The sequence below is a fragment of the Methylobacillus draconifructus genome, from assembly GCF_045984385.1.
GTDB classification, from domain to species: Bacteria; Pseudomonadota; Gammaproteobacteria; order Burkholderiales; family Methylophilaceae; genus Methylobacillus; species Methylobacillus flagellatus_A.
The window spans coordinates 710,100-729,818 of record NZ_JBJQIJ010000001.1 but is presented as its reverse complement, the minus strand read 5'-3'; the positions used below and the strand labels follow the sequence as shown (position 1 = coordinate 729,818).

General features: G+C 58.6%; 19 protein-coding genes. 7 read left to right on the top strand and 12 right to left on the bottom strand.

The features are described from left to right. Window positions 1-21 precede the first annotated feature (21 nt). The 6 genes from ACKF11_RS03590 to ACKF11_RS03565 all read right to left on the bottom strand — a co-directional run bounded on the left by ACKF11_RS03590 (window position 22) and on the right by ACKF11_RS03565 (window position 7,272). Window positions 22-1,344, bottom strand: coding sequence for a replication-associated recombination protein A (locus ACKF11_RS03590; RefSeq protein WP_407995978.1), 1,323 nt, complete (start codon window positions 1,342-1,344; stop codon window positions 22-24). A 30-nt stretch (window positions 1,345-1,374) separates the two neighbouring features. Beyond that, on the bottom strand, window positions 1,375-2,640 hold the full coding sequence (locus tag ACKF11_RS03585; protein WP_407995977.1) for a FecR family protein: 1,266 nt from the start codon (window positions 2,638-2,640) through the stop codon (window positions 1,375-1,377). Further along, the gene (locus ACKF11_RS03580) at window positions 2,624-3,955 is read right to left on the bottom strand and encodes a surface lipoprotein assembly modifier (protein ID WP_407995976.1); all 1,332 of its coding nucleotides are present in this window, start codon (window positions 3,953-3,955) and stop codon (window positions 2,624-2,626) included. Before ACKF11_RS03580 ends, ACKF11_RS03585 begins: the two co-directional genes overlap by 17 nt. A 39-nt stretch (window positions 3,956-3,994) precedes the next feature. Then, complete coding sequence (gene lolA, locus ACKF11_RS03575; RefSeq protein ID WP_510338910.1) at window positions 3,995-4,600, bottom strand: outer membrane lipoprotein periplasmic chaperone LolA; 606 nt, start codon at window positions 4,598-4,600, stop codon at window positions 3,995-3,997. Window positions 4,601-4,618: 18 nt separating this feature from the next. Beyond that, a complete protein-coding gene (locus ACKF11_RS03570) occupies window positions 4,619-6,916 on the bottom strand; it encodes a DNA translocase FtsK (protein ID WP_407994172.1) in 2,298 nt (765 codons plus the stop codon). 152 nt (window positions 6,917-7,068) lie between these two features. Continuing rightward, window positions 7,069-7,272 (bottom strand): hypothetical protein, encoded by a 204-nt coding sequence (locus tag ACKF11_RS03565; protein ID WP_407994173.1) that lies wholly within the window; start codon window positions 7,270-7,272, stop codon window positions 7,069-7,071. 334 nt (window positions 7,273-7,606) lie between these two features. Here ACKF11_RS03565 and ACKF11_RS03560 point away from each other — a divergent pair, with 334 nt between their 5' ends. The 3 genes from ACKF11_RS03560 to ACKF11_RS03550 are packed head-to-tail and all read left to right on the top strand — an operon-like array spanning window position 7,607 to window position 9,677. Next, a complete protein-coding gene (locus ACKF11_RS03560) occupies window positions 7,607-8,077 on the top strand; it encodes a Dps family protein (protein WP_309564917.1) in 471 nt (156 codons plus the stop codon). Between the two features lie 58 nt (window positions 8,078-8,135). Further along, window positions 8,136-9,086 carry a thioredoxin-disulfide reductase gene (gene trxB / locus ACKF11_RS03555; protein ID WP_309564916.1) on the top strand — a complete coding sequence of 317 codons (951 nt, stop codon included), beginning with the start codon at window positions 8,136-8,138 and terminating at the stop codon, window positions 9,084-9,086. 51 nt (window positions 9,087-9,137) lie between these two features. Continuing rightward, window positions 9,138-9,677 carry a Smr/MutS family protein gene (locus ACKF11_RS03550; protein ID WP_309564915.1) on the top strand — a complete coding sequence of 180 codons (540 nt, stop codon included), beginning with the start codon at window positions 9,138-9,140 and terminating at the stop codon, window positions 9,675-9,677. A gap of 157 nt (window positions 9,678-9,834) precedes the next feature. Here the strand turns inward: ACKF11_RS03550 and ispF are convergent, their stop codons facing one another. The 4 genes from ispF to ACKF11_RS03530 all read right to left on the bottom strand — a co-directional run bounded on the left by ispF (window position 9,835) and on the right by ACKF11_RS03530 (window position 12,861). Next, the gene (ispF, locus tag ACKF11_RS03545) at window positions 9,835-10,317 is read right to left on the bottom strand and encodes a 2-C-methyl-D-erythritol 2,4-cyclodiphosphate synthase (RefSeq protein ID WP_407995974.1); all 483 of its coding nucleotides are present in this window, start codon (window positions 10,315-10,317) and stop codon (window positions 9,835-9,837) included. Continuing rightward, on the bottom strand, window positions 10,314-11,021 hold the full coding sequence (gene ispD / locus ACKF11_RS03540) for a 2-C-methyl-D-erythritol 4-phosphate cytidylyltransferase (RefSeq protein ID WP_407995973.1): 708 nt from the start codon (window positions 11,019-11,021) through the stop codon (window positions 10,314-10,316). Before ispD ends, ispF begins: the two co-directional genes overlap by 4 nt. 139 nt (window positions 11,022-11,160) lie before the next feature. Beyond that, entirely contained in the window at window positions 11,161-11,541 is a 381-nt protein-coding gene (locus ACKF11_RS03535; protein WP_407995972.1) for a YbaN family protein, read from the bottom strand. A gap of 111 nt (window positions 11,542-11,652) precedes the next feature. Next, window positions 11,653-12,861: an ammonium transporter gene (locus ACKF11_RS03530; protein ID WP_407995971.1), complete on the bottom strand. Its 1,209-nt coding sequence runs from the start codon at window positions 12,859-12,861 to the stop codon at window positions 11,653-11,655. A 234-nt stretch (window positions 12,862-13,095) separates the two neighbouring features. Here ACKF11_RS03530 and pap point away from each other — a divergent pair, with 234 nt between their 5' ends. Further along, a complete protein-coding gene (gene pap, locus ACKF11_RS03525; protein WP_407995970.1) occupies window positions 13,096-14,589 on the top strand; it encodes a polyphosphate:AMP phosphotransferase in 1,494 nt (497 codons plus the stop codon). 71 nt (window positions 14,590-14,660) lie between these two features. Here pap and ACKF11_RS03520 read toward each other — a convergent pair whose 3' ends face one another. Continuing rightward, window positions 14,661-15,332, bottom strand: a complete 672-nt coding sequence (locus ACKF11_RS03520; protein ID WP_407994179.1) for a hypothetical protein — start codon at window positions 15,330-15,332, stop codon at window positions 14,661-14,663. A 302-nt stretch (window positions 15,333-15,634) separates the two neighbouring features. On the opposite strand from ACKF11_RS03520, the gene ACKF11_RS03515 reads away from it, so the two are divergent. The 3 genes from ACKF11_RS03515 to gluQRS are packed head-to-tail and all read left to right on the top strand — an operon-like array spanning window position 15,635 to window position 18,044. Beyond that, the gene (locus ACKF11_RS03515) at window positions 15,635-16,807 is read left to right on the top strand and encodes a PilT/PilU family type 4a pilus ATPase (RefSeq protein ID WP_407995969.1); all 1,173 of its coding nucleotides are present in this window, start codon (window positions 15,635-15,637) and stop codon (window positions 16,805-16,807) included. Further along, on the top strand, window positions 16,807-17,133 hold the full coding sequence (locus tag ACKF11_RS03510) for a DUF3301 domain-containing protein (RefSeq protein ID WP_407995968.1): 327 nt from the start codon (window positions 16,807-16,809) through the stop codon (window positions 17,131-17,133). The genes ACKF11_RS03515 and ACKF11_RS03510 overlap by 1 nt, the downstream gene beginning before the upstream one ends. An 11-nt stretch (window positions 17,134-17,144) precedes the next feature. After that, on the top strand, window positions 17,145-18,044 hold the full coding sequence (gene gluQRS, locus ACKF11_RS03505; RefSeq protein ID WP_407995967.1) for a tRNA glutamyl-Q(34) synthetase GluQRS: 900 nt from the start codon (window positions 17,145-17,147) through the stop codon (window positions 18,042-18,044). On the opposite strand, the gene ACKF11_RS03500 is transcribed toward gluQRS, so the two are convergent. Continuing rightward, window positions 18,034-19,713, bottom strand: a complete 1,680-nt coding sequence (locus ACKF11_RS03500) for a sensor domain-containing diguanylate cyclase (RefSeq protein ID WP_407995966.1) — start codon at window positions 19,711-19,713, stop codon at window positions 18,034-18,036. The two genes, gluQRS and ACKF11_RS03500, sit on opposite strands and share 11 nt — an antisense overlap. Window positions 19,714-19,719 lie beyond the last annotated feature (6 nt).

The window sequence follows — 19,719 nt, the reverse complement described above, 5'->3', positions numbered from 1 at the left end:
AGTGTGCATAGGCACGTTGAGTTATTTTTTCCGCTTCTTGGCACGGGCATCCTCGTCAAGCGCCCTCAAGTGCGCCATTTTCTCGGCAATTTTACCTTCAAGCCCGCGCGGCGTGGGCACATAAAACTGCATCGCCTCAAGGTCGTCGGGGAAGTAGTCCTCGCCGGCGGCATAAGCCCCCGGCTCGTTGTGCGCGTAACGGTATTCCTTGCCGTAGTCCAATGCCTTCATGAGCTTGGTCGGCGCATTGCGCAGATGCAAGGGCACAGGGCGCGACTTGTCGCTGGCGACAAAGGCCTTGGCCTGGTTGTAGGCCATATAGGCCGCATTGCTCTTGGCCGCCACCGCCAGGTAGATCACGGCATTGGACAATGCCAGCTCGCCTTCCGGCGAGCCAAGCCGTTCGTAAATCTGGCAGGCTTCCAGCGCCATGGTCTGCGCACGCGGGTCGGCGATGCCGATATCCTCGACCGCCATGCGCACGATGCGACGGCCCAGGTAAAGCGGGTCGGCACCACCATCCAACATACGTAAGAACCAATACAAAGCCGCATCTGGGTTGGAGCCACGCACGGATTTGTGCAGGGCGGAAATCTGGTCGTAAAATGCCTCACCACCTTTATCAAAGCGGCGCAGCTTGCTCGCCATGGTCGACTGCAGGAATTCGGCATTGATCTCCGATACGCCGGCCGCAATCGCCGCATTGAACAAGCCTTCGGCAAAATTGAGCAGCCGCCTGGCGTCGCCGTCCGCATAGCCGAGCACCTGCTCCACGACATCCGGCGTCAAGGGAATATCCAGCTGCATTTCCTGCTTGCCGCGCTCGAGCAACTGTTTCAATTCGTCCTCGGACAAGGCGTTGAGAACGAACACCTGCGCCCGGCTCAACAGGGCGCTGTTGACCTCGAACGAAGGGTTTTCCGTGGTGGCGCCGATGAAGGTGATCAGGCCGCTTTCCACGAACGGCAGGAAAGCGTCCTGCTGGCCCTTGTTGAAGCGGTGCACTTCATCGACGAACAGGATGGTGCGGCGGCCGCGTTGCTGCAAGGTATGCTCGGCACGCTCCACGGCTTCGCGAATGTCCTTGATCCCGGCCAGCACGGCGGACAAGGGAATGAACTCGGCATCCGCAGTATTGGCGATCAGGCGTGCTAAGGTGGTTTTACCTACGCCCGGCGGCCCCCAGAGAATCATCGAGGGCAGCTTGCCAGAGGTAAACGCCAGCCTCAGCGGTTTTCCATCCCCTAACAAATGTCGTTGCCCAACCACTTCATCTAATGTTTTTGGACGCAGACGTTCTGCAAGCGGAGCCTGAGGAGCAACAGGGTCAAATAGCCCGGTCATGATAGTAAACCATTTGGACGATCATCATGATTAACGTAGGTTAGATAAACCATCAATACGCTGCAATTCTAGGTCATGGCTATCAATAAACGGCTGTCGAGGACTATCAAGTCCATTATTTGTCCTAACGGTAAAATTAATATTTGCATTGGAAAATTGACGATCACCAAGTTGTCCGTGATTTACAATCAAATCATATCCACCATTGGTGCACACTCCTTCATGCCCAACCTCTACACCCATAGTAGTGTCAGCAAAACTTAAACGCCCATTTTGGGGGTTCAGTCTACCCATTGCCGTGCCTTTCATAGTCTCACTATTCCACCCGGAATTACCGAAAGTGTTAGTGAGTGTTAATGCAAATGTCGCGCTATAGCGACTGAAATCTACATTAAGCAGCCCATTAGCAGATACCGTTCCGTTACTACTTTCAACATTATCAGAACTGCCTGACCACTGCCCTTGAACCCCAGCCAAGTTATAAGCACTGATCAGGCGCTCCGTCGGATCACTACCCCAGACGCAATTGCCGCCCAGCCCCCCCAGACACGGGCCTCCGCTAATACTCTTGTTATCTCCCAGCACAAACCCTTGGGTTTCTGCCTGTTCGCGTTGTTGATGTTGTTGCGCATCTTCTGGCGTAGCGCCACTCGGGCCTGCCGCCGCCAGCAAGGGCTGTTGCTCGCTATAAGTGGGGCGTATCATTTCCCCGACCTCACCCGCCTGCCCCTTGTAGAGCACCAGGTTGCCCACGTTGTTTTCCATAAATACCGCGCCATCGCCCACTTTTACCAATAGTCGTTGCGCGTCGTTAAGCGATGCCGTGAACTCGGTACCACGGATGCCGATGGTAGCCACCGGTGTATCCATGCGGTAATTGGGCTTGTTGGCATGGCCGATCACGCCAGTAATCGCCCTCAAGCCGCCCTTGATCAGGTGAAAAATGCCGCGCTCGCTGCCATCTGCCTGACCGTTGAAATGGTATTCCTCGACCCTGAAGCTGGTATTGGGTTGCAAGGAAATATAACCACCATCGATAAATTTCACCTGCATGCGCCCATCTACGGTTTGCAGGGTTTCGCCAGCATCAAACTCGCTGCCCTTGCTGGCGAGCCTGGCTGTACCAGAGGCATCCAATATCTGGGCATCGCCCGCAACAAATTCGACCTTGCCAGCGGCTGCTATCGCCAATGCTGGCATCAGCAGGCACAAGGCTAGTAACCTAAATGTCATGCGATACAACTGAATATCTGGACGATACATCACGCCCTCCTTGACTTTACCAATTGAAATCATGACGTACACTCACTGACAACATATAGCGATCAAAATCATTGATCTTGGTATTTGAATCGTTGCGGATATAGCTCATCTGCGGCCTGACCAACCAGTTGCCGCCCACCAGATAGCGCAAGCCCAGGTTGATATCGTATTGATTATCCTCGCGGGCCTTAAGGAAAAACGGGTCTTCATCATCATGGTGGCGATGCTCGTAACTGAATATGCCATAAGCGACGAGCGATGGCTTGAGCGTCAACTGCCCACCTACTCTTGCGCCATAGAGGTCGTTGCTGAGGAAATCGTACCCGGACGACCTCACCTTTTCACGGCCAGCATAAGCGCTGGTAAACAGCACTGGCGTTTTATCCCCGGAAAATACGTGCGCCCAGCCGCCACCGAGCACATAGCGGTTGGCATCACGAATCTCGTTATCCGGATAACTGATACGAGATACCTGGGCAAACAGGTTGATCTGGTCCTGGTTGCTGATATCGTGCTGCCACTGCGCGTTAACACCATAGGCGCGCCTGAAGCGCTTATCGTCAACCCATATATTGGCATCTTGCACTGCCAGCGTGAAAGTGTCGACAAAGCGCCGATAGCGCAACCCGGCATTCGCATCCAGCGAGCCTATGTCGAATGCCCTTTCTTGATGATTCGAGCGTTGCGACGCATTCAGGCCAGCAAAAGCGGACAAGCCTGCAGTCACCGGCGTACTCACCGACACACCGCCGGCCAGCGTCATGAAATTATCCGAACTCGCTCGGGAAGCCCGCGACAATACCAAATCCAGGTTATTGGCGATGCCAGGCACGGCAACTGAAGCCGCAGTAGTCGCACTGTTGACATTGCTGTCATGCCCCACAGTGCCTTCGAGATATGCCGAGTAACTCGTCGTCAGCCCTTGCGCCTTGTCGATAGCGCTCATATAACGATTGATGACTTTGCTGATATCCTCAGGAGGCTGCTGGTTCAATACATTCCTGAATTCGGCACGGGCAGCATCCTGCTCGCCAAGCAGGAAATAGGCGCGGGCAATTTGCGCACGGGCATTGGCATTGTCTGGCTGCAAGGCAAGCACCCGCTCCAGCGCAAACACGCCTCGCGTGACATGCCCGCTATCGATGGCGGCCACGCCAAACAACATGTCGTATTCGGGATTACCGGAATGCTCTGACTCCACCGGCTCCAGCAATCCATAGGCCGCTGCATAATCCCGCTTGCTGATTAGTTGGCTGGCTTTGTGCAGCACATCGGCATCCTGTGCGAAGGCAACACCCTCTCCCATCAATAACCAGGCTGCCCCGACAACGACAGCCTTGTACAGCATGGTTTTGCTACTGCCTATAGACGGTTGAAACACGCTGGGTTACTCGCCAACAACATCAGCCCCCGCAGGAGCGACAAACTTGAAGCTGCCATTGGCAATCGATGGATTACGCTGCAACTTGCTGAACTGAATGCTGGTGGTATGACCGAAACTGTCGTGTAGCTCCATCTTTTGCAACTCGTCGCCCTTGAAACCCAGCAATACCTTGTCGAATCCGCTCTCTTCCGCCTTGGGCACCGCCTGCGCCCACTCCAGGCCGTCGGACCGGCTGACGGCGGTCAAGGTGAAATTGCGCTCGGCATCCTGCGCACCGGCCAGCAGAGAGGCCGGGCTGGAGCCGATCGCCTTGCCCATCGTCCGCACGGTCACCTGGTTGAGGTCGGGATCGTAGAGCCAGACCTTCTCGCCGTCGCCCACGATCTGCTGCACATAGGGCTTGTCGTAATCCCACCTGAACTTGCCGGGACGCTGCAACTGCATATTGCCTGCGACTTCCTGCACCTTGTTGCCCTGCGCGTCGGTGACGACCTGGTGGAAATGCGCCTGCATGGCGCTGGTGGACTTAAAAAACGCCTTGAGCGACTCGACACCATCAGCTTGTGCTATCAATGGCATCATCATTAACAATGCTGCTACAACCCTCATTTGCTCAATCTTTCGTGCTTATTCATGGTTATTGGGCGCAATCACTTCCCGGTTGCCATTGCTCTGCATGGCAGACACCAGCCCGGCCCGCTCCATTTCCTCGATCAGGCGCGCAGCGCGGTTGTAGCCGATGCGCAACTGCCGCTGGACGGATGAAATGGACGCACGGCGCGACTTGAGCACGATGGCGACGGCCTCGTCGTAGAGCGGGTCTGCCTCGCCGCCGCTCTCGCCAAGCTCACCTGCCTCGCCGCCATCCTCGCTGCCGCCTGTGAGAATGCCCTCGATGTAATTCGGCTCGCCTTGCTGTTTGAGGTATTCCACCACGCGGTGCACTTCCTGGTCGGAAACGAAAGCGCCATGCACGCGCTGCGGGTCGCTGGTGCCGGGCGGCTGGTAGAGCATATCGCCCTGGCCCAGCAGCGCTTCCGCGCCCATCTGGTCGAGGATGGTGCGCGAGTCTATCTTGCTCGAGACCTGGAACGCCACGCGGGTCGGGATATTGGCCTTGATCAGGCCGGTGATGACGTCCACCGACGGACGCTGGGTCGCCACCACGAGGTGGATGCCGCAGGCGCGGGCCTTCTGTGCGAGACGCGCGATCGGCTCTTCCACCTTCTTGCCGACCACCATCATGAGGTCGGCCAATTCGTCGATCACCACGACGATCAAGGGCAGTTCTTCCAGCGGTTCGGGTTCGTCCGGCGTCAGGCTGAACGGGTGCGGAATCGACTTGCCTTCCTTTTCCGCATCGCGGATCTTCTGGTTGTAGCCAGCAAGGTTGCGCACGCCCAGCATGGACATCAGCTTGTAGCGCCGCTCCATTTCCGCTACGCTCCAGTTGAGCGCATTGCCCGCCTGGCGCATGTCGGTGATCACCGGGGCCAACAGATGCGGAATCGCGTCGTACACAGACAGTTCCAGCATCTTGGGGTCGATCAGGATCAGGCGCACCTTGCTGGGTTCCGCCTTGTAGACCAGGCTCAGGATCATGGCGTTGATCGCCACCGATTTGCCCGAGCCGGTGGTACCCGCGACCAGCACGTGGGGCATCTTGGCAAGGTCGGCCACTACGGGCTTGCCGGAAATATCCTTGCCCATGGCGATCGCCAATGGCGAACTCACGTCGGCATACACCTGAGAGCCGAGAATCTCGGAAAGATAGACGATCTGGCGCTTGGGGTTGGGGATTTCCAGGCCCATGTAGGTCTTGCCCGGGATGGTCTCCACCACGCGCACGCTGATGACAGACAAGGCCCGCGCCAAGTCCTTGGAGAGGTTGGCGACCTGGCTGCCCTTGACTCCTGCCGCCGGGTCGATTTCATAGCGCGTAATCACCGGGCCGGGCAACGCGGTCACCACCTTGACTTCGATGCCGAAATCCATGAGCTTGCGCTCGATCAGGCGCGAAGTGAATTCGAGGGTCTCGGCAGACTGCACTTCCACCACGCCGCTGGGTTCATCCAGCAGATGCAAGGGCGGCAGAGGAGAATCCGGCAATGCCTCGAACAACGGCGTCTGTTTCTCGCGCTGCACCCGCTCGCTTTTCGCGATCTCGAACGTAGGCGGCACCTCGATCTGTACAGGCAGGCGGTCCTCGGTGCGCTTGCGCTCATTGCCCACGAACTCGTTGCGCTGCTGCTCGGCGGCCTTGCCCACTTTCCTGTCCTGGTAATCCTGCCAGCGCTCGATAACGTAGTGATAGCTGAACTCCAGTCCGGCGCCGAATTTTTCCGCAATCGCGATCCACGACCAGCCAGTGAACAGGCTGAAGCCCACCGCAAGCAGCAACAGCAGCACCAGTGTTGAACCCGCGAAGCCCAGTATCGCCTGCAGGCCGGCATCCACCAGTGAACCCAGCATACCGCCGGCGGCCAGCGGCAACTCCACCGTCATGGCGTAAAAATGCCCTGCCTCCAATGCAGCCGAGGACAGCAGCAACATGGCGAACCCAGCCAGGTTGAGCCAGATCAATGGCTTGCGCTCGGCATCGACGACTTCGAGGCGCAGGTATACCAGCCACATGGCGTAAAACGCCAGCACCACCCACCACCAGGCGGAAAAGCCAAACAGGTACAGCAGGATATCGGACAGCCAGGCGCCCAGCGCCCCGCCTGCGTTCTGCGTCACGTCGCCGTCGCTGGTACTGTGCGACCATGAAGGGTCGGTGCTGCGGTAAGTGAATAAGATTAAGGCGAGATAAAGGCCGACGACGACCAACACAAGCCACCAGGCTTCCTTGACGATGCCAGGGGTGGCTTCAGGTTCGGCTTGACGACGGCTATTGAGCGGCGTGCTTTTTTTCTGGAAAAACAAGATGATTCAGTACCCGGCACAAAATTAAGCTGTCCCGATTATATCAGCATCAACCCTGTTTCGCTCCGGCATGCTGCTCAGCAGCATGAAGCGGCAAATACATGATGGCCGGAGCGCGCCCCAGCCATTTCCACTCGTGCTATCGAACCGCTTCAGACACAATCGCAAAACGCATCGATGTTCCTGACCAGCGCGCCTTGATTGCCTGCGCGGCTGATACGGTCGAATGCCGCTTCTTTTTCTGCGACATTTTCTGCGGGAACATATTGAGCGTGGTTGAAACGCGGAACAACTTGCTCAGGATGCAGAACGTCGTCCGCATGTCCTGGAGGGTGACGAACTTCTAGTACCAACATATGCTGCTTCCTTTTCCTTTTGGGAGGTGAATCGACTCGACAGGAATTGTGTTCCCGTCACGCAGTTGGATGACATCCTTGTCAGATAGTTCCTACTTCGCCGTTTTACCCATGCTCATATCACCTGCCGGCTCTTTTGATGGGGCCGCGGCAATTAACCCAGGCTATCATTCCTATAAACATAATCAATTTGCACTCCCCTGTAGCGACGCCTAAACTAGCGAAACTAAGCATTGCCATAATGGTCTGGTAACAAGCAGGCTTAAGCTCATCCGCAAAGATTCCGCATGCATTGATTGCGGATGGTACTTCACCTCAAATAAAGGAGAATAAGATGGTAGATATTGGCATCAGTGAAAAAGACCGCAAGAAAATCGCTGAAGGGCTTGCGCGTTTCCTTGCAGATACTTACACGCTGTACCTCAAGACCCATTACTTCCACTGGAACGTGACCGGCCCGCAATTCCGCACCTTGCACCTGATGTTCGAGGAACAATACAACGAGCTATGGACCGCAGTCGACCAGATTGCAGAGCGCATCCGCTCCCTGGACTTCCCCGCTCCCGGCACTTACAAGGAATTCAGCAAGCTCACCTCCATCGAGGAGACCGACGGCGTCCCGCATGCCCAGGACATGATCAAGGCGTTGGTCGCCGGCCACGAGGCCGTGGTGCGCACTGCGCGCTCGGTATTCCCGACCGCGGAAAAGGCGGCTGACGAAGCGACGGCCGACCTGCTGACGCAGCGCCTGCAAATCCATGAAAAAACCGCATGGATGTTGCGCAGCCTGCTGGAAAAACCCTAATATTCCGACCTTTCGAACATCGCACCTTTAGAAATATTGCATTAGGAGTACTCACTGTATGGCAACAAAACATGCTCGCTTGCTGATCCTGGGTTCCGGCCCGGCAGGCTATTCTGCCGCCGTGTATGCGGCACGTGCCAACTTGAAGCCCGTGCTGATTACCGGCATCGCCCAGGGCGGCCAGCTCATGACCACCACCGAGGTGGACAACTGGCCAGCCGACGCCGACGGCGTACAGGGCCCGGAGTTGATGGCACGCTTCCAGAAGCATGCGGAGCGCTTCAACACGGAGATGATCTTCGATCATATCCACACCGCCCATCTCGCCGAGAAGCCGATCCGGCTGGTCGGCGATTCCGGTGAATACACCTGCGATGCATTGATCATTGCGACCGGCGCTTCCGCCAAGTACCTTGGCCTGCCTTCGGAAGAAGCTTTCGCCGGCAAGGGCGTGTCCGCCTGCGCCACCTGCGACGGCTTCTTCTACCGCAACCAGGAAGTCGCCGTGATCGGCGGCGGCAACACCGCAGTGGAAGAAGCGCTTTATCTTGCCAACATTGCCAGCAAGGTCACCCTGGTGCACAGGCGCGACAAGTTCAAGGCCGAGGCCATCCTGGTGGACAAGCTCATGGAGCGCGTCAAGGAAGGCCGTATTGTGCTGGAAACCTTCCAGACCCTTGATGAAGTATTGGGCGACGACTCCGGCGTCACCGGCGTCCGCCTCAAGGACGTCAACAGCGGCTCGACCAAGGAGATCGCGCTCAAGGGCGTGTTCATCGCGATCGGCCACAAGCCGAACACCGACATCTTCGAGGGCCAGTTGGACATGGAGGGCGGCTATATCGTCACCAAGGCCGGACGCGAAGGCAACTTCACTGCCACCAGCGTGCCCGGCGTATTCGCTGCCGGCGATGTGCAGGACCACATCTACCGCCAGGCGGTGACCAGCGCCGGTACAGGCTGCATGGCGGCGCTCGATGCCGAGCGCTACCTGGACCAATTGTCCTAAACCACACTCCCGCAGGGCCTCCCTGCGGGCCTCTTTTTCGGTTGGCAGCAGATGGCAGAACAAGACGACAAGGACGATGAAAGCAGGCTGTTCCTTGATGCAGTCAAGGATGTGCGCCCGCTCAAGCCATCCCGGCTATACCATCAGCCGCCTTCTCCCAAGCCCATTCCGCGCCAGTTCCTGCGCGACGAGCGCCAGGCCCTGGCCGATTCCTTGAGCGACGGCTACATTCCCGCCCACGAGCTCGAAAGCGGCGAAGAGCTGCTCTACCTGCGCGATGGGCATTCCCCCGACATCCTGAGCAAGCTGCGCCGCGGCCATTGGGTGGTGCAGGCCGCGATAGACTTGCATGGCATGGTCAGCGACGAAGCGCGCGTCTATGTTGCCGAATTCCTTGCCCACTGCAGGAAGCGCGGCATCCGCTGCGTGCGCATCATCCATGGCAAGGGCCTGAGCTCGCGCAACCGCGAGCCCGTGCTCAAGCACAAATTACGCAACTGGCTGATGCAGAAGGATGAAGTCATCGCCTATGCCCAGGCTCGGCAGCAGGATGGCGGCAGCGGCGCCGTCATCGTCCTGCTCAAGGCATAAGCATATATCCGTTATACCGGCTCAATCCGAGCCTGCTAGATCACACGAAATGACGAAGGGCTCCGGGGGCATCCATGCAAATCGCCCGGCATTGCAACATGCGGAAAACCCCAGTTCAGAGCTGTTTTGTGAAAGCAACCGGAGCCCCCGCAGCGCTTTAAATCTGGTAGCGCTGGATCAGGCATACCGCCTGTGCCGCAATACCCTCGCCGCGCCCGGTGAAACCCAGCCTTTCGCTGGTGGTGGCCTTCACGTTGACGCAGTCCGCCGGGATACCGCAGTCCTCCGCGATATGCTGTACCATTTGCGCGATGTGGGGCGCCATTTTGGGCGCTTCCGCGATAATCGTCGCATCAATGTTCACGACGTTGTAATGCCTGGCCTTGAGCAAGGCTACGACATGGCGCAACAAGGCCCGGGAATTTGCTCCCTTGAAGCGCTCATCGGTATCGGGGAAATGCTTGCCGATATCGCCCAATGCCGCAGCCCCCAGCAAGGCGTCGCTGACGGCGTGCAGCAGCACATCGGCATCCGAGTGCCCTTTCAAGCCCTTCTCAAACGGGATGTCCACCCCGCCGATGATGCAAGGCCGCCCTTCCACCAATTGATGCACGTCAAATCCGTTTCCTACTCTGATCATGATGTTGTCTGCTCCCTGGCATCTGCAAGCAGAATCGCTTCTGCCAATTGTAAATCCTGCGGATAGGTAATCTTGAGGTTTCTCAGCTCGCCGGGCACCAGCTTGGGACTGTAGCCGAGCGCTTCCACCGCCTGCGCTTCGTCCGTCGGGGCTCCGCCGGCCTGGCGCAACGCCTTTTTCAACAAGGCGTAACGGAACATCTGCGGCGTCTGCGCCTGCCACAGGCCGTCCCTCGGCTCCGTATTGGCGACGCGCTGCCCGGCATCGGCTCGCTTGAGCGTATCGGCCAGCGGGATCGCGAGCAGGCCGCCCACCGCGTCGTCCTGCAAACTGTCCAGCAACCGGTCCAGCATTGCCATGCTCAAACCAGGCCGCGCCGCATCATGCACCAATATCCAGTCGTCATCCGCCGCTTGTGGCGCAATCGCTTCCAGCCCATTCAATACCGTGGCTGCGCGCGTTGCGCCGCCCAGCGCATGGACCGATACCTTTGCGTCAAGGCCGGCGGCGCTATATTCGCGCCACAAATGGTCATCCGGCGCGATCACGACATGAACGGCGCTGATGCGGGAAGCAGCGGAGAAAAGGGACAAGGCATGATGGATGAGCAGCTTGCCGTTCAACGGCAAGTATTGCTTGGGCAATTCGGATCCCATGCGGCTGCCTGTGCCGGCTGCCGGGATCAGGACATGAAATTTCGACATGGGCGGCATTCTAGCATGGGCCGGCACCAGCTCAGCCCTGGCTCGGAGAAGCTGACAAGCGCGTTAATGCGTTGCCCTGCCGCAGGCAGTACAAAAATTACGACACGGTCGGGCAATTGTAAGAGGGGTTTGGTCATTCCTACTTGCACGGCACAGGTTCCGGGCGCAGCAACAGCCAGACCGCCACGGTCGCCATGGTGACGGTCACGCCCCATTTGGCCCATAATGGCGCTGGCGAGAACCATAACCCGGTTGCGCTGCACGACATCATGAATACCGCAAGATATTTCGCCTTGCGCGACACTGCGCCGCGCTCGCGCCAGTCGCGGATGTGATGGCCATACTTGGGGTGATTGAGCAGGTAATGCTCCAGTTGCGGCCAGCCATGCCCGCCTGCCCATGCCGCCAACAGCACGAACGGCACCGTGGGCATAATCGGCAGGAACGCCCCGATCACGCCGAGAATCAGCGCAATCACGGCTAGTAAGCGCCACAACAATATCTTAGTCTGCCTGAGCATCAATACGTCTCGTCACTATGAGCTTCGCAAGATACCATGTTCACGGCCCAATCGCCCAGACAGAGCCCTGAATCGGGCGGCTGGCACTATTTCCCCAGCAAGTTGTTACCGCTATTCATCCTGCCCTGTAGCCAGGTTGGGCGTAGCCGCGATCTTGTGGATGGAAAGGTCGGCGCCGTCATACTCCTGCTCGGCATCCAGCCGCAGTCCGACCAGCAATTTCAATATGCCGTAGACTGCAAAACCGCCGCTCAATGCAATCACCAGGCCCAAGGCAGTGCCCAGCAGTTGCGACGTCAGGCTGACGCCGCCCATGCCGCCCAGCGCAGTCGCGCCAAAGATGCCGGCAGCCACGCCGCCCCAGGCGCCGCAAATGCCATGCAAGGGCCAGACACCGAGTACGTCGTCAATCCTCCAACGGTTCTGGGTCAAGGTAAAAGTCCAAACGAACACCGCGCCTGCCACCAGCCCAATCACCAGCGCGCCCAGCGGGTTGACCACATCCGAGCCCGCGCAAATCGCCACCAAACCAGCCAAGGGGCCGTTATGCACGAAGCCGGGATCGTTCTTGCCGGCAAGCAATGCCGCGAGCGTGCCGCCAACCATGGCCATCAATGAATTGAGGGCCACCAGGCCGGTCACTGCATCCACGGTCTGGGCGGACATGACGTTGAAGCCGAACCAGCCGACCGTGAGTATCCACGCCCCCAGCGCCAGGAAGGGAATGCTGGATGGCGGGAAGGCATGCAGCCTGCCGTCCTTGCTGTAGCGTCCGATACGCGGGCCGAGGAGCAATACGGCCGCCAGCGCGATCCACCCGCCCATCGCATGCACGACGACAGACCCGGCAAAATCGTGGTAGGGAGCGCCGAAAGCCGCTTCCAGCCAGCCCTGGAAGCCGAAATGGCCGTTCCAGGCGATTCCTTCAAAAAAGGGATATACCACGCCGACGATGACAAAAGTCGCGGCCATCTGCGGGTTGAATTTGGCCCGCTCGGCAATGCCGCCGGAAATGATGGCAGGGATGGCGGCGGCAAACGTCAGCAGGAAAAAGAATTTCACCAGCTCATACCCATGGTGCACAGAAAGCGACTCCGCCCCTTGCAGGAAGCCCACGCCATAGGCAACGCCATACCCGATGAAAAAATAGGCAATGGTGGATACCGAGAAATCCACCATGATCTTGACCAGGGCGTTGACCTGGTTCTTGCGGCGCACGGTGCCCACTTCGAGGAAGGCAAACCCTGCATGCATGGCAAGCACCATAATGGCGCCCAGCAATATGAAAAATACGTCGTTTCCCGACTGTGTTGAGTCCATGTCATCTCCTCCGTTTATTTTATAGCTGGGAATACATAGCAAAAACTACGCCACCCACCATAACTTTGTTTTTAAATAGTTTTATAAATCTATTGAAATAAGGACGCACCAAATATGAACCATAAATTGTGCATTGCACCAATACAGTGCAACTCCATGGAAGACTTGACTACGGAGCTTTGACACTTGCAGAGAAATTCTGCACCATGGATCGATCTCATCAGGGAATACGCCATGTTTGAATCCGCTGAGCTCGGCCACAGTCTCGACGACGACCTCTACAAAAAGGAAGTGCCCGCCTTGCGCGAGGCGCTGCTAGACCTGCAGTTCGACCTGGCGGAATCCAAGGCCTTCCCCGTCCTGATCTTGATCGGCGGCGTGGATGGAGCGGGCAAGGGGGAAACCGCCAACTTGCTCAACGAGTGGATGGACCCGCGCCTGATCCATACTTGCGCTTTTGGCCCAGCCACGGAAGACGAGGCGGAGCGCCCCCGCATGTGGCGCTTTTGGCGCGAACTGCCGCCCAAGGGCAAGATCGGTATTTTCTTCGGGTCATGGTATACCGCGCCCATCCTGGAAAACATGTCGAGCGGAAAATTACGCAAGAAGCTCGACAGCCGCCTCAACGATATTGTGCGCTTCGAACGCATGCTCACGGATGAAGGGGCGCTCGTCATCAAGCTCTGGTTCCATCTCTCGAAAAAACAACAGAAAAACCGCATTGCCGAGCTGGAAGCCAATCCAAAGACGCGCTGGCGCGTCACGGAGCAGGACAAGCAGCATCTCAAGCACTATGACGAATTCCGCACGCTCACCGGCCATATCCTGCGCGAGACCAGCACCGCCAACGCGCCCTGGCTGGTCATCGAAGGCTTCGACCCCAATTACCGCAGCCTGACCACGGGCAAATACCTGCTGGAGACCATACGCAACCGCCTGGACAGCAAGGCGCCCCCTCCCCGCAAGGCGGCAGCGCCCGCGCTCGCATTGACGGCGGCGGACAGCCTCAATGTGCTGAACACATTGGACCTGAAAAAATCCCTGGACAAGGACGATTACGAAGAACGCTTGGAGGAATATCAGGGCAAGCTCAACCTGCTCACCCGCCATGAAAAATTCCAGCAGATTTCGGTGATCATCGCTTTCGAGGGCGTCGACGCTGCCGGCAAGGGCGGCGCCATCCGCCGCGTCACCCAGGCCATGGATGCCCGCACCTATAGCATCGTCCCGATCTCGGCGCCTTCTGACGAGGAAAGCGCCCAGCCTTACCTGTGGCGCTTCTGGCGCCAGTTGCCCAGACGCGGGCGCGTCACGATCTTCGACCGCACCTGGTACGGCCGTGTTTTAGTGGAACGGGTGGAAGGATTTTGCAGCACGCAGGACTGGATGCGCGCCTATGCCGAGATCAACGACTTCGAGGAACAATTGGTCAGCCACGACATCGTGCTCGTTAAATTCTGGCTGCATATCGACCAGGAAGAACAGTTGGCGCGCTTCAAGGCCAGGGAGGACACTGCATTCAAGCGCTACAAGATCACGGATGAAGACTGGCGCAACCGCGAGAAATGGGACGATTACCAGCGCGCCGTCTGCGACATGATAGACCGCACCAGCACGGAGCAGGCGCCTTGGACCCTGGTCGAATCCAACGACAAGAAATATGCCCGCATCAAGATACTCAAGACCATTTGCGAACAGCTGGAGCGCAAGCTCGACGCATTGAAATAAGCAGCGCGGCGTATGGGCGTATGCGAAAACCCGGTCGCCGGAAAAGCATTGGGAACAGCTACGCGGCCCTCTCAGGCGATATTGTCCGCGCGCTCGATCTGGATGTGGCTGACCGCGTCCGGGTCGCCGATCCAGAAATAATAGAACTCGCGCACCACGGCGAGAAACAACCGCTGGGTGGGCTTCATGGTGAAAATGCCGACCGTGGCGTTCACCGCCTGGCGATACACCTTGTGGTCGCGTTCAGGCGCATCCCGCAGCTTGAGCAATAAGAGCTTGACCAGCCGCATCCGGGTATCGACCAACGCCTGGTCCGCCCCCTCCTGGCGCAATGCATAGCTATAGGCCTTGAGCGGCCAGGTGTCGGCCACGCCGAACTTCTCGCTGTCCAGGCGCTGCCATAACGTCTTGAGATCCTGCTCGACAGGCTGCCACTTGGCCGGGTTGAGCTCGAACTCCTGACCGGCATTCAAGGCGGCGATGGCCTTGATGTCGTGGTTCCAGAAATGGTAGTACTCGCGCACCACGGAAAGGAAGAACGGCCATTGCTCGCGCTCTACTTCGGTCAGCAGGTGTTCGACGGCCTCCCGGTAGATCAGGCCGTCCGCCGGTTGCCCCGCAATGGCGGGCAACAGCGCTAGAAGCCAGTGCTCCCGCTGTCTCAGCCCCTCATTGTCGACTCCCTTGTTCTTGAGCAGCTTGAGATAGGCATTCATGGCCTCGCGTTCGCGGATATCGTTCATGGACTTGGTACAACTCGCTTGCAGTCAATTCAGAAAACAGTTTCCAATAGAAACGCCATGGCAGTGTAAGCATATTAGCGGCATCCGCCAAATTAAATTTAGGCTATTGAGCGTAGGAATCCATGACCCCATATAAAACCTAAGCGCGCTTCGTTTCCCGAGCGCGGCTGGCCCAGCTTCGGAATGCGGACAAGGCAGCCGGGGCCGGACATAATGACAGCGGCGTTCAACCTCATTTAATATGGCGTCTGCCCATCGGCTATTGACGGCCCTTTTAACCCGCATCCCGGATTGGATTTGGCATGAATCAGGAACAGGCTCTGGCCTATATGCACACGCTGCTGCGCTCCATGCTGGAGAAGAAGGCATCCGACTTGTTCATCTCCGCGGACTTTCCGCCCGCGATGAAGATAGACGGCAAGATGACGCCGGTCACCCAGCAGAAACTGAGCGGCGAGCACACCAAGGCCTTCGCCTACGCGCTCATGAGCGAAAAGCAGCGGTTGGAGTTCGAGCAGAGCAAGGAATGCAATTTCGCCATCTGGCCCAAGGAGATCGGCCGCTTCCGCGTCAATGTCTTCATCCAGCAGGAAAAGGTCGGCATGGTGCTGCGCACCATCACCACGCAGATTCCGCGCTTCGACGACCTCGGCCTTCCGCCCGTGCTCAAGGAAGTCATCTCGGCCAAGCGCGGCCTGGTGATCCTCGTCGGCGGCACCGGTTCCGGCAAGTCCACCACACTCGCGGCATTGATCGACTACCGCAACGAAAACAGCCACGGGCATATCATTACCGTGGAAGATCCGGTGGAATACGTGCATGCGAGCAAGAACTGCCTGATCACGCACCGCGAGGTCGGGCGCGACACCAACGATTGGTTCAGCGCGCTTAAGAACACCTTGCGGCAGGCGCCTGACGTGATCCTCATCGGCGAAATCCGCGACCGCGAAACCATGGAGTTCGCCCTCGCCTTTGCCGAGACCGGCCACCTGTGCATGGCAACCCTGCACGCCAACAGCGCCAACCAGGCCATAGACCGCATCATCAACTTCTTCCCGGAAGAACGCCATGCGCAGCTGCACATGGACCTGTCGCTCAACCTGCGCGGATTCATCTCGCAGCGCCTGGTGCCGAAGAAAGGCGGCGGACGCTGCGCCGCGATTGAGATCCTGCTCAATTCGCCCTTGGTCGCCGATCTCATCCTCAAGGGCGAAACCAATATGATCAAGGACGCGATGGCGAAATCGGTCGAGCTGGGCATGCAGACCTTCGACCAGGCCCTGTTTGCACTATGCGAGGAAGGCCGCATCACGGAAGAGGACGCACTGCGCAACGCCGATTCCTACAACGAGCTGCGACTGCGCTTCAAGCTGCACGGCAAGCATGCCGCCGCGGAGGACAACAGCGCGCGCATCGACACACTCTCGCTGCATGAAGACGAACCCGAAGAAGAACCCGACCTACTGAAGCCATAATGGAACTCTATTTGCTCATCATTGCCGTCATCGGCGCCTGGTACTGGATAGACAGCATCGCCAGCCGCGAACAAGCCATTGCCTGCGGACGGGAACTGGCGGAACGCTGGAACCTGCAACTGCTGGACGAAACCGTTTCCTGCAGCAAGGTCTGGTTCGGCCGCAACAGCCGCGGACGCATGCAATTGCGGCGCACCTATCACTTCGAGGTCAGTGCGCGCGGCAGCGACCGCCTTTCCTGCGAGCTGGTCATGCTGGGCCGCCACCTGCAAAGCTGGCACATCCCGCCCTACCTGCAACCTGTGCCGTCCAATCCCCTTTACTAGGGCCCGCTGCGGTGGCACAGACTCCCAAGGCCAGGGGCCGCTTCGCCCCCTCTCCCACCGGGCCGCTGCATATTGGCTCCCTGATTGCCGCAGTTGCAAGCTACCTGGACGCGCGCAGCAAGCAAGGCGAGTGGCTGGTGCGCATCGAGGACCTGGACCTGCCCAGGCAAATGCCCGGCGGCGCCGGCTTGATCCTGCGCACATTGGAGGAATACGGCTTTGAATGGGATGGCGAGGTGGTGTACCAAAGCCAGCGCGATGCGTATTACCAGGATGCCTTGCAGCAGCTGGCCTCACGCGGCCTGCTCTATCCGTGCGGCTGCTCGCGCAAGGAGATTGCAGATTCCGCCGTACATGGCACTGACGGCCTGGTGTATCCGGGCACCTGCCGCCACGGCTTGGCTCCCGGCAAAAGCGCCCGCGCATGGCGCATCAAGGCGGACGACCGCCCCATCAGCTTCCATGATGCGGTGCAGGGGAAAATCAGCCAGGTGCTGTCGCGCGATATCGGGGATTTCGTCCTCAAGCGTGCCGACGGCCTATTTGCCTACCAGCTCGCGGTAGTCGTGGACGACGAGATGCAAGGCATCACGCATGTCGTGCGTGGCGCCGACCTATTGGACTCCACGCCGAGGCAGATTTTCCTGCAGTGGGCGCTGGGTTACGCCACCCCTTCCTACCTGCACGTGCCTGTCGCAGCCAACGCCGCAGGGGAAAAGCTCAGCAAGCAGACGCTGGCACAGGCGCTGGACAGCCGCGACAAGACCGGAGACCTCTGGCAGGCCTTGGCATTTCTCGGGCAACAGCCGCCTGAGGCGCTACGCCGGGATACCCATGCCGCGTTATGGCAATGGACCTGGCAGCACTGGCAGCCGGACAATATCCCGCGCCAGCGCGCCGTCAAGGTTTAGGCAGGTCTGTAGCGCCTAATGCCGCTTCCAATCGGTTGCGGCCGGCGGCCTTGGCACGGTAGAGCGCCTTGTCGGCCAGCCTGAGCAACTCCTCCCCGGTGTGCGCATGGTCCGGGAAGAAGGCCAGCCCGAACGAGGCGGAGACCTGCCCGAGCGAGCGTCCGAAATGCTGTAGCTGCAGGGCAAAAATCACCTGGCGCAAATGCTCCGTGCGCTCCATGACGATCGCGGCATTAGTTTCCGGGAAGATCAGCACAAACTCCTCGCCGCCGAAGCGGCAGACAATATCGCTGGATCGCGAGTTCGACACCAGCAGCGCGCCGATCTCCCGCAGCAGGAAATCGCCCGCATCATGGCCGAAGTTATCGTTGAAGGTCTTGAAATGGTCCAGATCGAGGATCACCACCCCCAGGGGACGCTGCTTGCGTTGGGCGATCGCGAGCTCGCGCTGCAGCGATTCCTCCATATACCTGCGGTTGAACAGGCCGGTGAGCGGGTCGCGCACCGACAGGTTGCGCAACGTCTCCTGCATTTTCATGCTTGCCATCGCCAGGGCGACCTGGCTGGCAAGAGTAACAGCCAGCTTGCGCTGCACCTCTTCCAATGGCTCTCCCTGATGTTTCTCCAGGTGCAATACGCCAAGCACGTTCCCTTGCGCCACAACCGGGATGCACAAGCTATAAACGCCCTCGGCATCCTGCTGGTGGCGGCATGGCAATGAATCATGCTGCCCGCCGGCGGCATGGGGTTCGCCGCGGCGCAGTGCCCAGCAATCGTCCGGCTGGAAAATGGGGGCGCTTTTCAGGGTGCCGCCCCAGCTCGCCTTTTCCTCGACCTGGTTGCGTGATTCGCGGTACAGGTAGATGGCGCCGGCATCGACATTGAGCAATTGCACGGCGAATTGGCGGATGACGTCCAGGGACTCATCAATGCTGGTACAGGCCTGCAACAGGCTGCTCAGCTCCCCCATCAGCGACAGGTTGTGCACCGTCAGCTGGTTCTGGATCTGACTCTTGAGCAAGCCGGCCTCCACCTTGCGGCGCTGGCGGAGCTCCCGGTACATATTGGTCAGCACGAATCCAAGCAGGGCCAGGAAACTCACGCCCATGAACAGCAGCACCATGTCAAGGTTCAACTGCTTGCTGGCGCTGTTGGAGAGGCGGCTTTTCAGCAAGGCATCCTCATGGGCGTGCATTTCCCCCAGTGCCACGCGTGCACGCTCGAACAACGGGATCGCCTTGTCGCTGTATTCGACATAAGGAATATTTTGCGCATCGAGGTCTGCAATATTGCCGGCGGTCTCCTCCAACAGGAGGCCAAGCGCCTCCTGGAGTTGGGATAAGCGCTCCTGCTGGTAGGGGTTGTCAGCCGTCATGCCTTGCAGCACGTCAAGCTTCGCAGGCACGTTATGGCGTACTTGGCTGATCTGCATCAAATGCTCGGCATGGCGGCGGATGAAGTAGCCCTTGCGGCCGATTTCCAGCGTGTCCAGCTCGCCCCGTACGTCATGTAGGGCCTGCAGCACGTTATAGGTATGCTTGAGCCACGCACGCGAATTGATCAGCTCGTCGTTGGCCTTGACCGAGAGCCAGGCGAACAGCGGCACAATCACGATGATCAGGACAACGGCTAGCTGGCGCATATTGAAGAATCGAATGATTTTTTTCACTAGGTT

Coding starts and splice junctions, on each gene's coding strand:
- ACKF11_RS03590 (WP_407995978.1), bottom strand. CDS start 1,344: ATGACCGGGCTATTTGACCCTGTTGCTCCTCAGGCTCCGCTTGCAGAA.
- ACKF11_RS03585 (WP_407995977.1), bottom strand. CDS start 2,640: ATGATTTCAATTGGTAAAGTCAAGGAGGGCGTGATGTATCGTCCAGAT.
- ACKF11_RS03580 (WP_407995976.1), bottom strand. CDS start 3,955: ATGCTGTACAAGGCTGTCGTTGTCGGGGCAGCCTGGTTATTGATGGGA.
- lolA (WP_510338910.1), bottom strand. CDS start 4,600: ATGAGGGTTGTAGCAGCATTGTTAATGATGATGCCATTGATAGCACAA.
- ACKF11_RS03565 (WP_407994173.1), bottom strand. CDS start 7,272: ATGTTGGTACTAGAAGTTCGTCACCCTCCAGGACATGCGGACGACGTT.
- ACKF11_RS03560 (WP_309564917.1), top strand. CDS start 7,607: ATGGTAGATATTGGCATCAGTGAAAAAGACCGCAAGAAAATCGCTGAA.
- trxB (WP_309564916.1), top strand. CDS start 8,136: ATGGCAACAAAACATGCTCGCTTGCTGATCCTGGGTTCCGGCCCGGCA.
- ACKF11_RS03550 (WP_309564915.1), top strand. CDS start 9,138: ATGGCAGAACAAGACGACAAGGACGATGAAAGCAGGCTGTTCCTTGAT.
- ispF (WP_407995974.1), bottom strand. CDS start 10,317: ATGATCAGAGTAGGAAACGGATTTGACGTGCATCAATTGGTGGAAGGG.
- ispD (WP_407995973.1), bottom strand. CDS start 11,021: ATGTCGAAATTTCATGTCCTGATCCCGGCAGCCGGCACAGGCAGCCGC.
- ACKF11_RS03535 (WP_407995972.1), bottom strand. CDS start 11,541: ATGCTCAGGCAGACTAAGATATTGTTGTGGCGCTTACTAGCCGTGATT.
- ACKF11_RS03530 (WP_407995971.1), bottom strand. CDS start 12,861: ATGGACTCAACACAGTCGGGAAACGACGTATTTTTCATATTGCTGGGC.
- pap (WP_407995970.1), top strand. CDS start 13,096: ATGTTTGAATCCGCTGAGCTCGGCCACAGTCTCGACGACGACCTCTAC.
- ACKF11_RS03520 (WP_407994179.1), bottom strand. CDS start 15,332: ATGAACGATATCCGCGAACGCGAGGCCATGAATGCCTATCTCAAGCTG.
- ACKF11_RS03515 (WP_407995969.1), top strand. CDS start 15,635: ATGAATCAGGAACAGGCTCTGGCCTATATGCACACGCTGCTGCGCTCC.
- ACKF11_RS03510 (WP_407995968.1), top strand. CDS start 16,807: ATGGAACTCTATTTGCTCATCATTGCCGTCATCGGCGCCTGGTACTGG.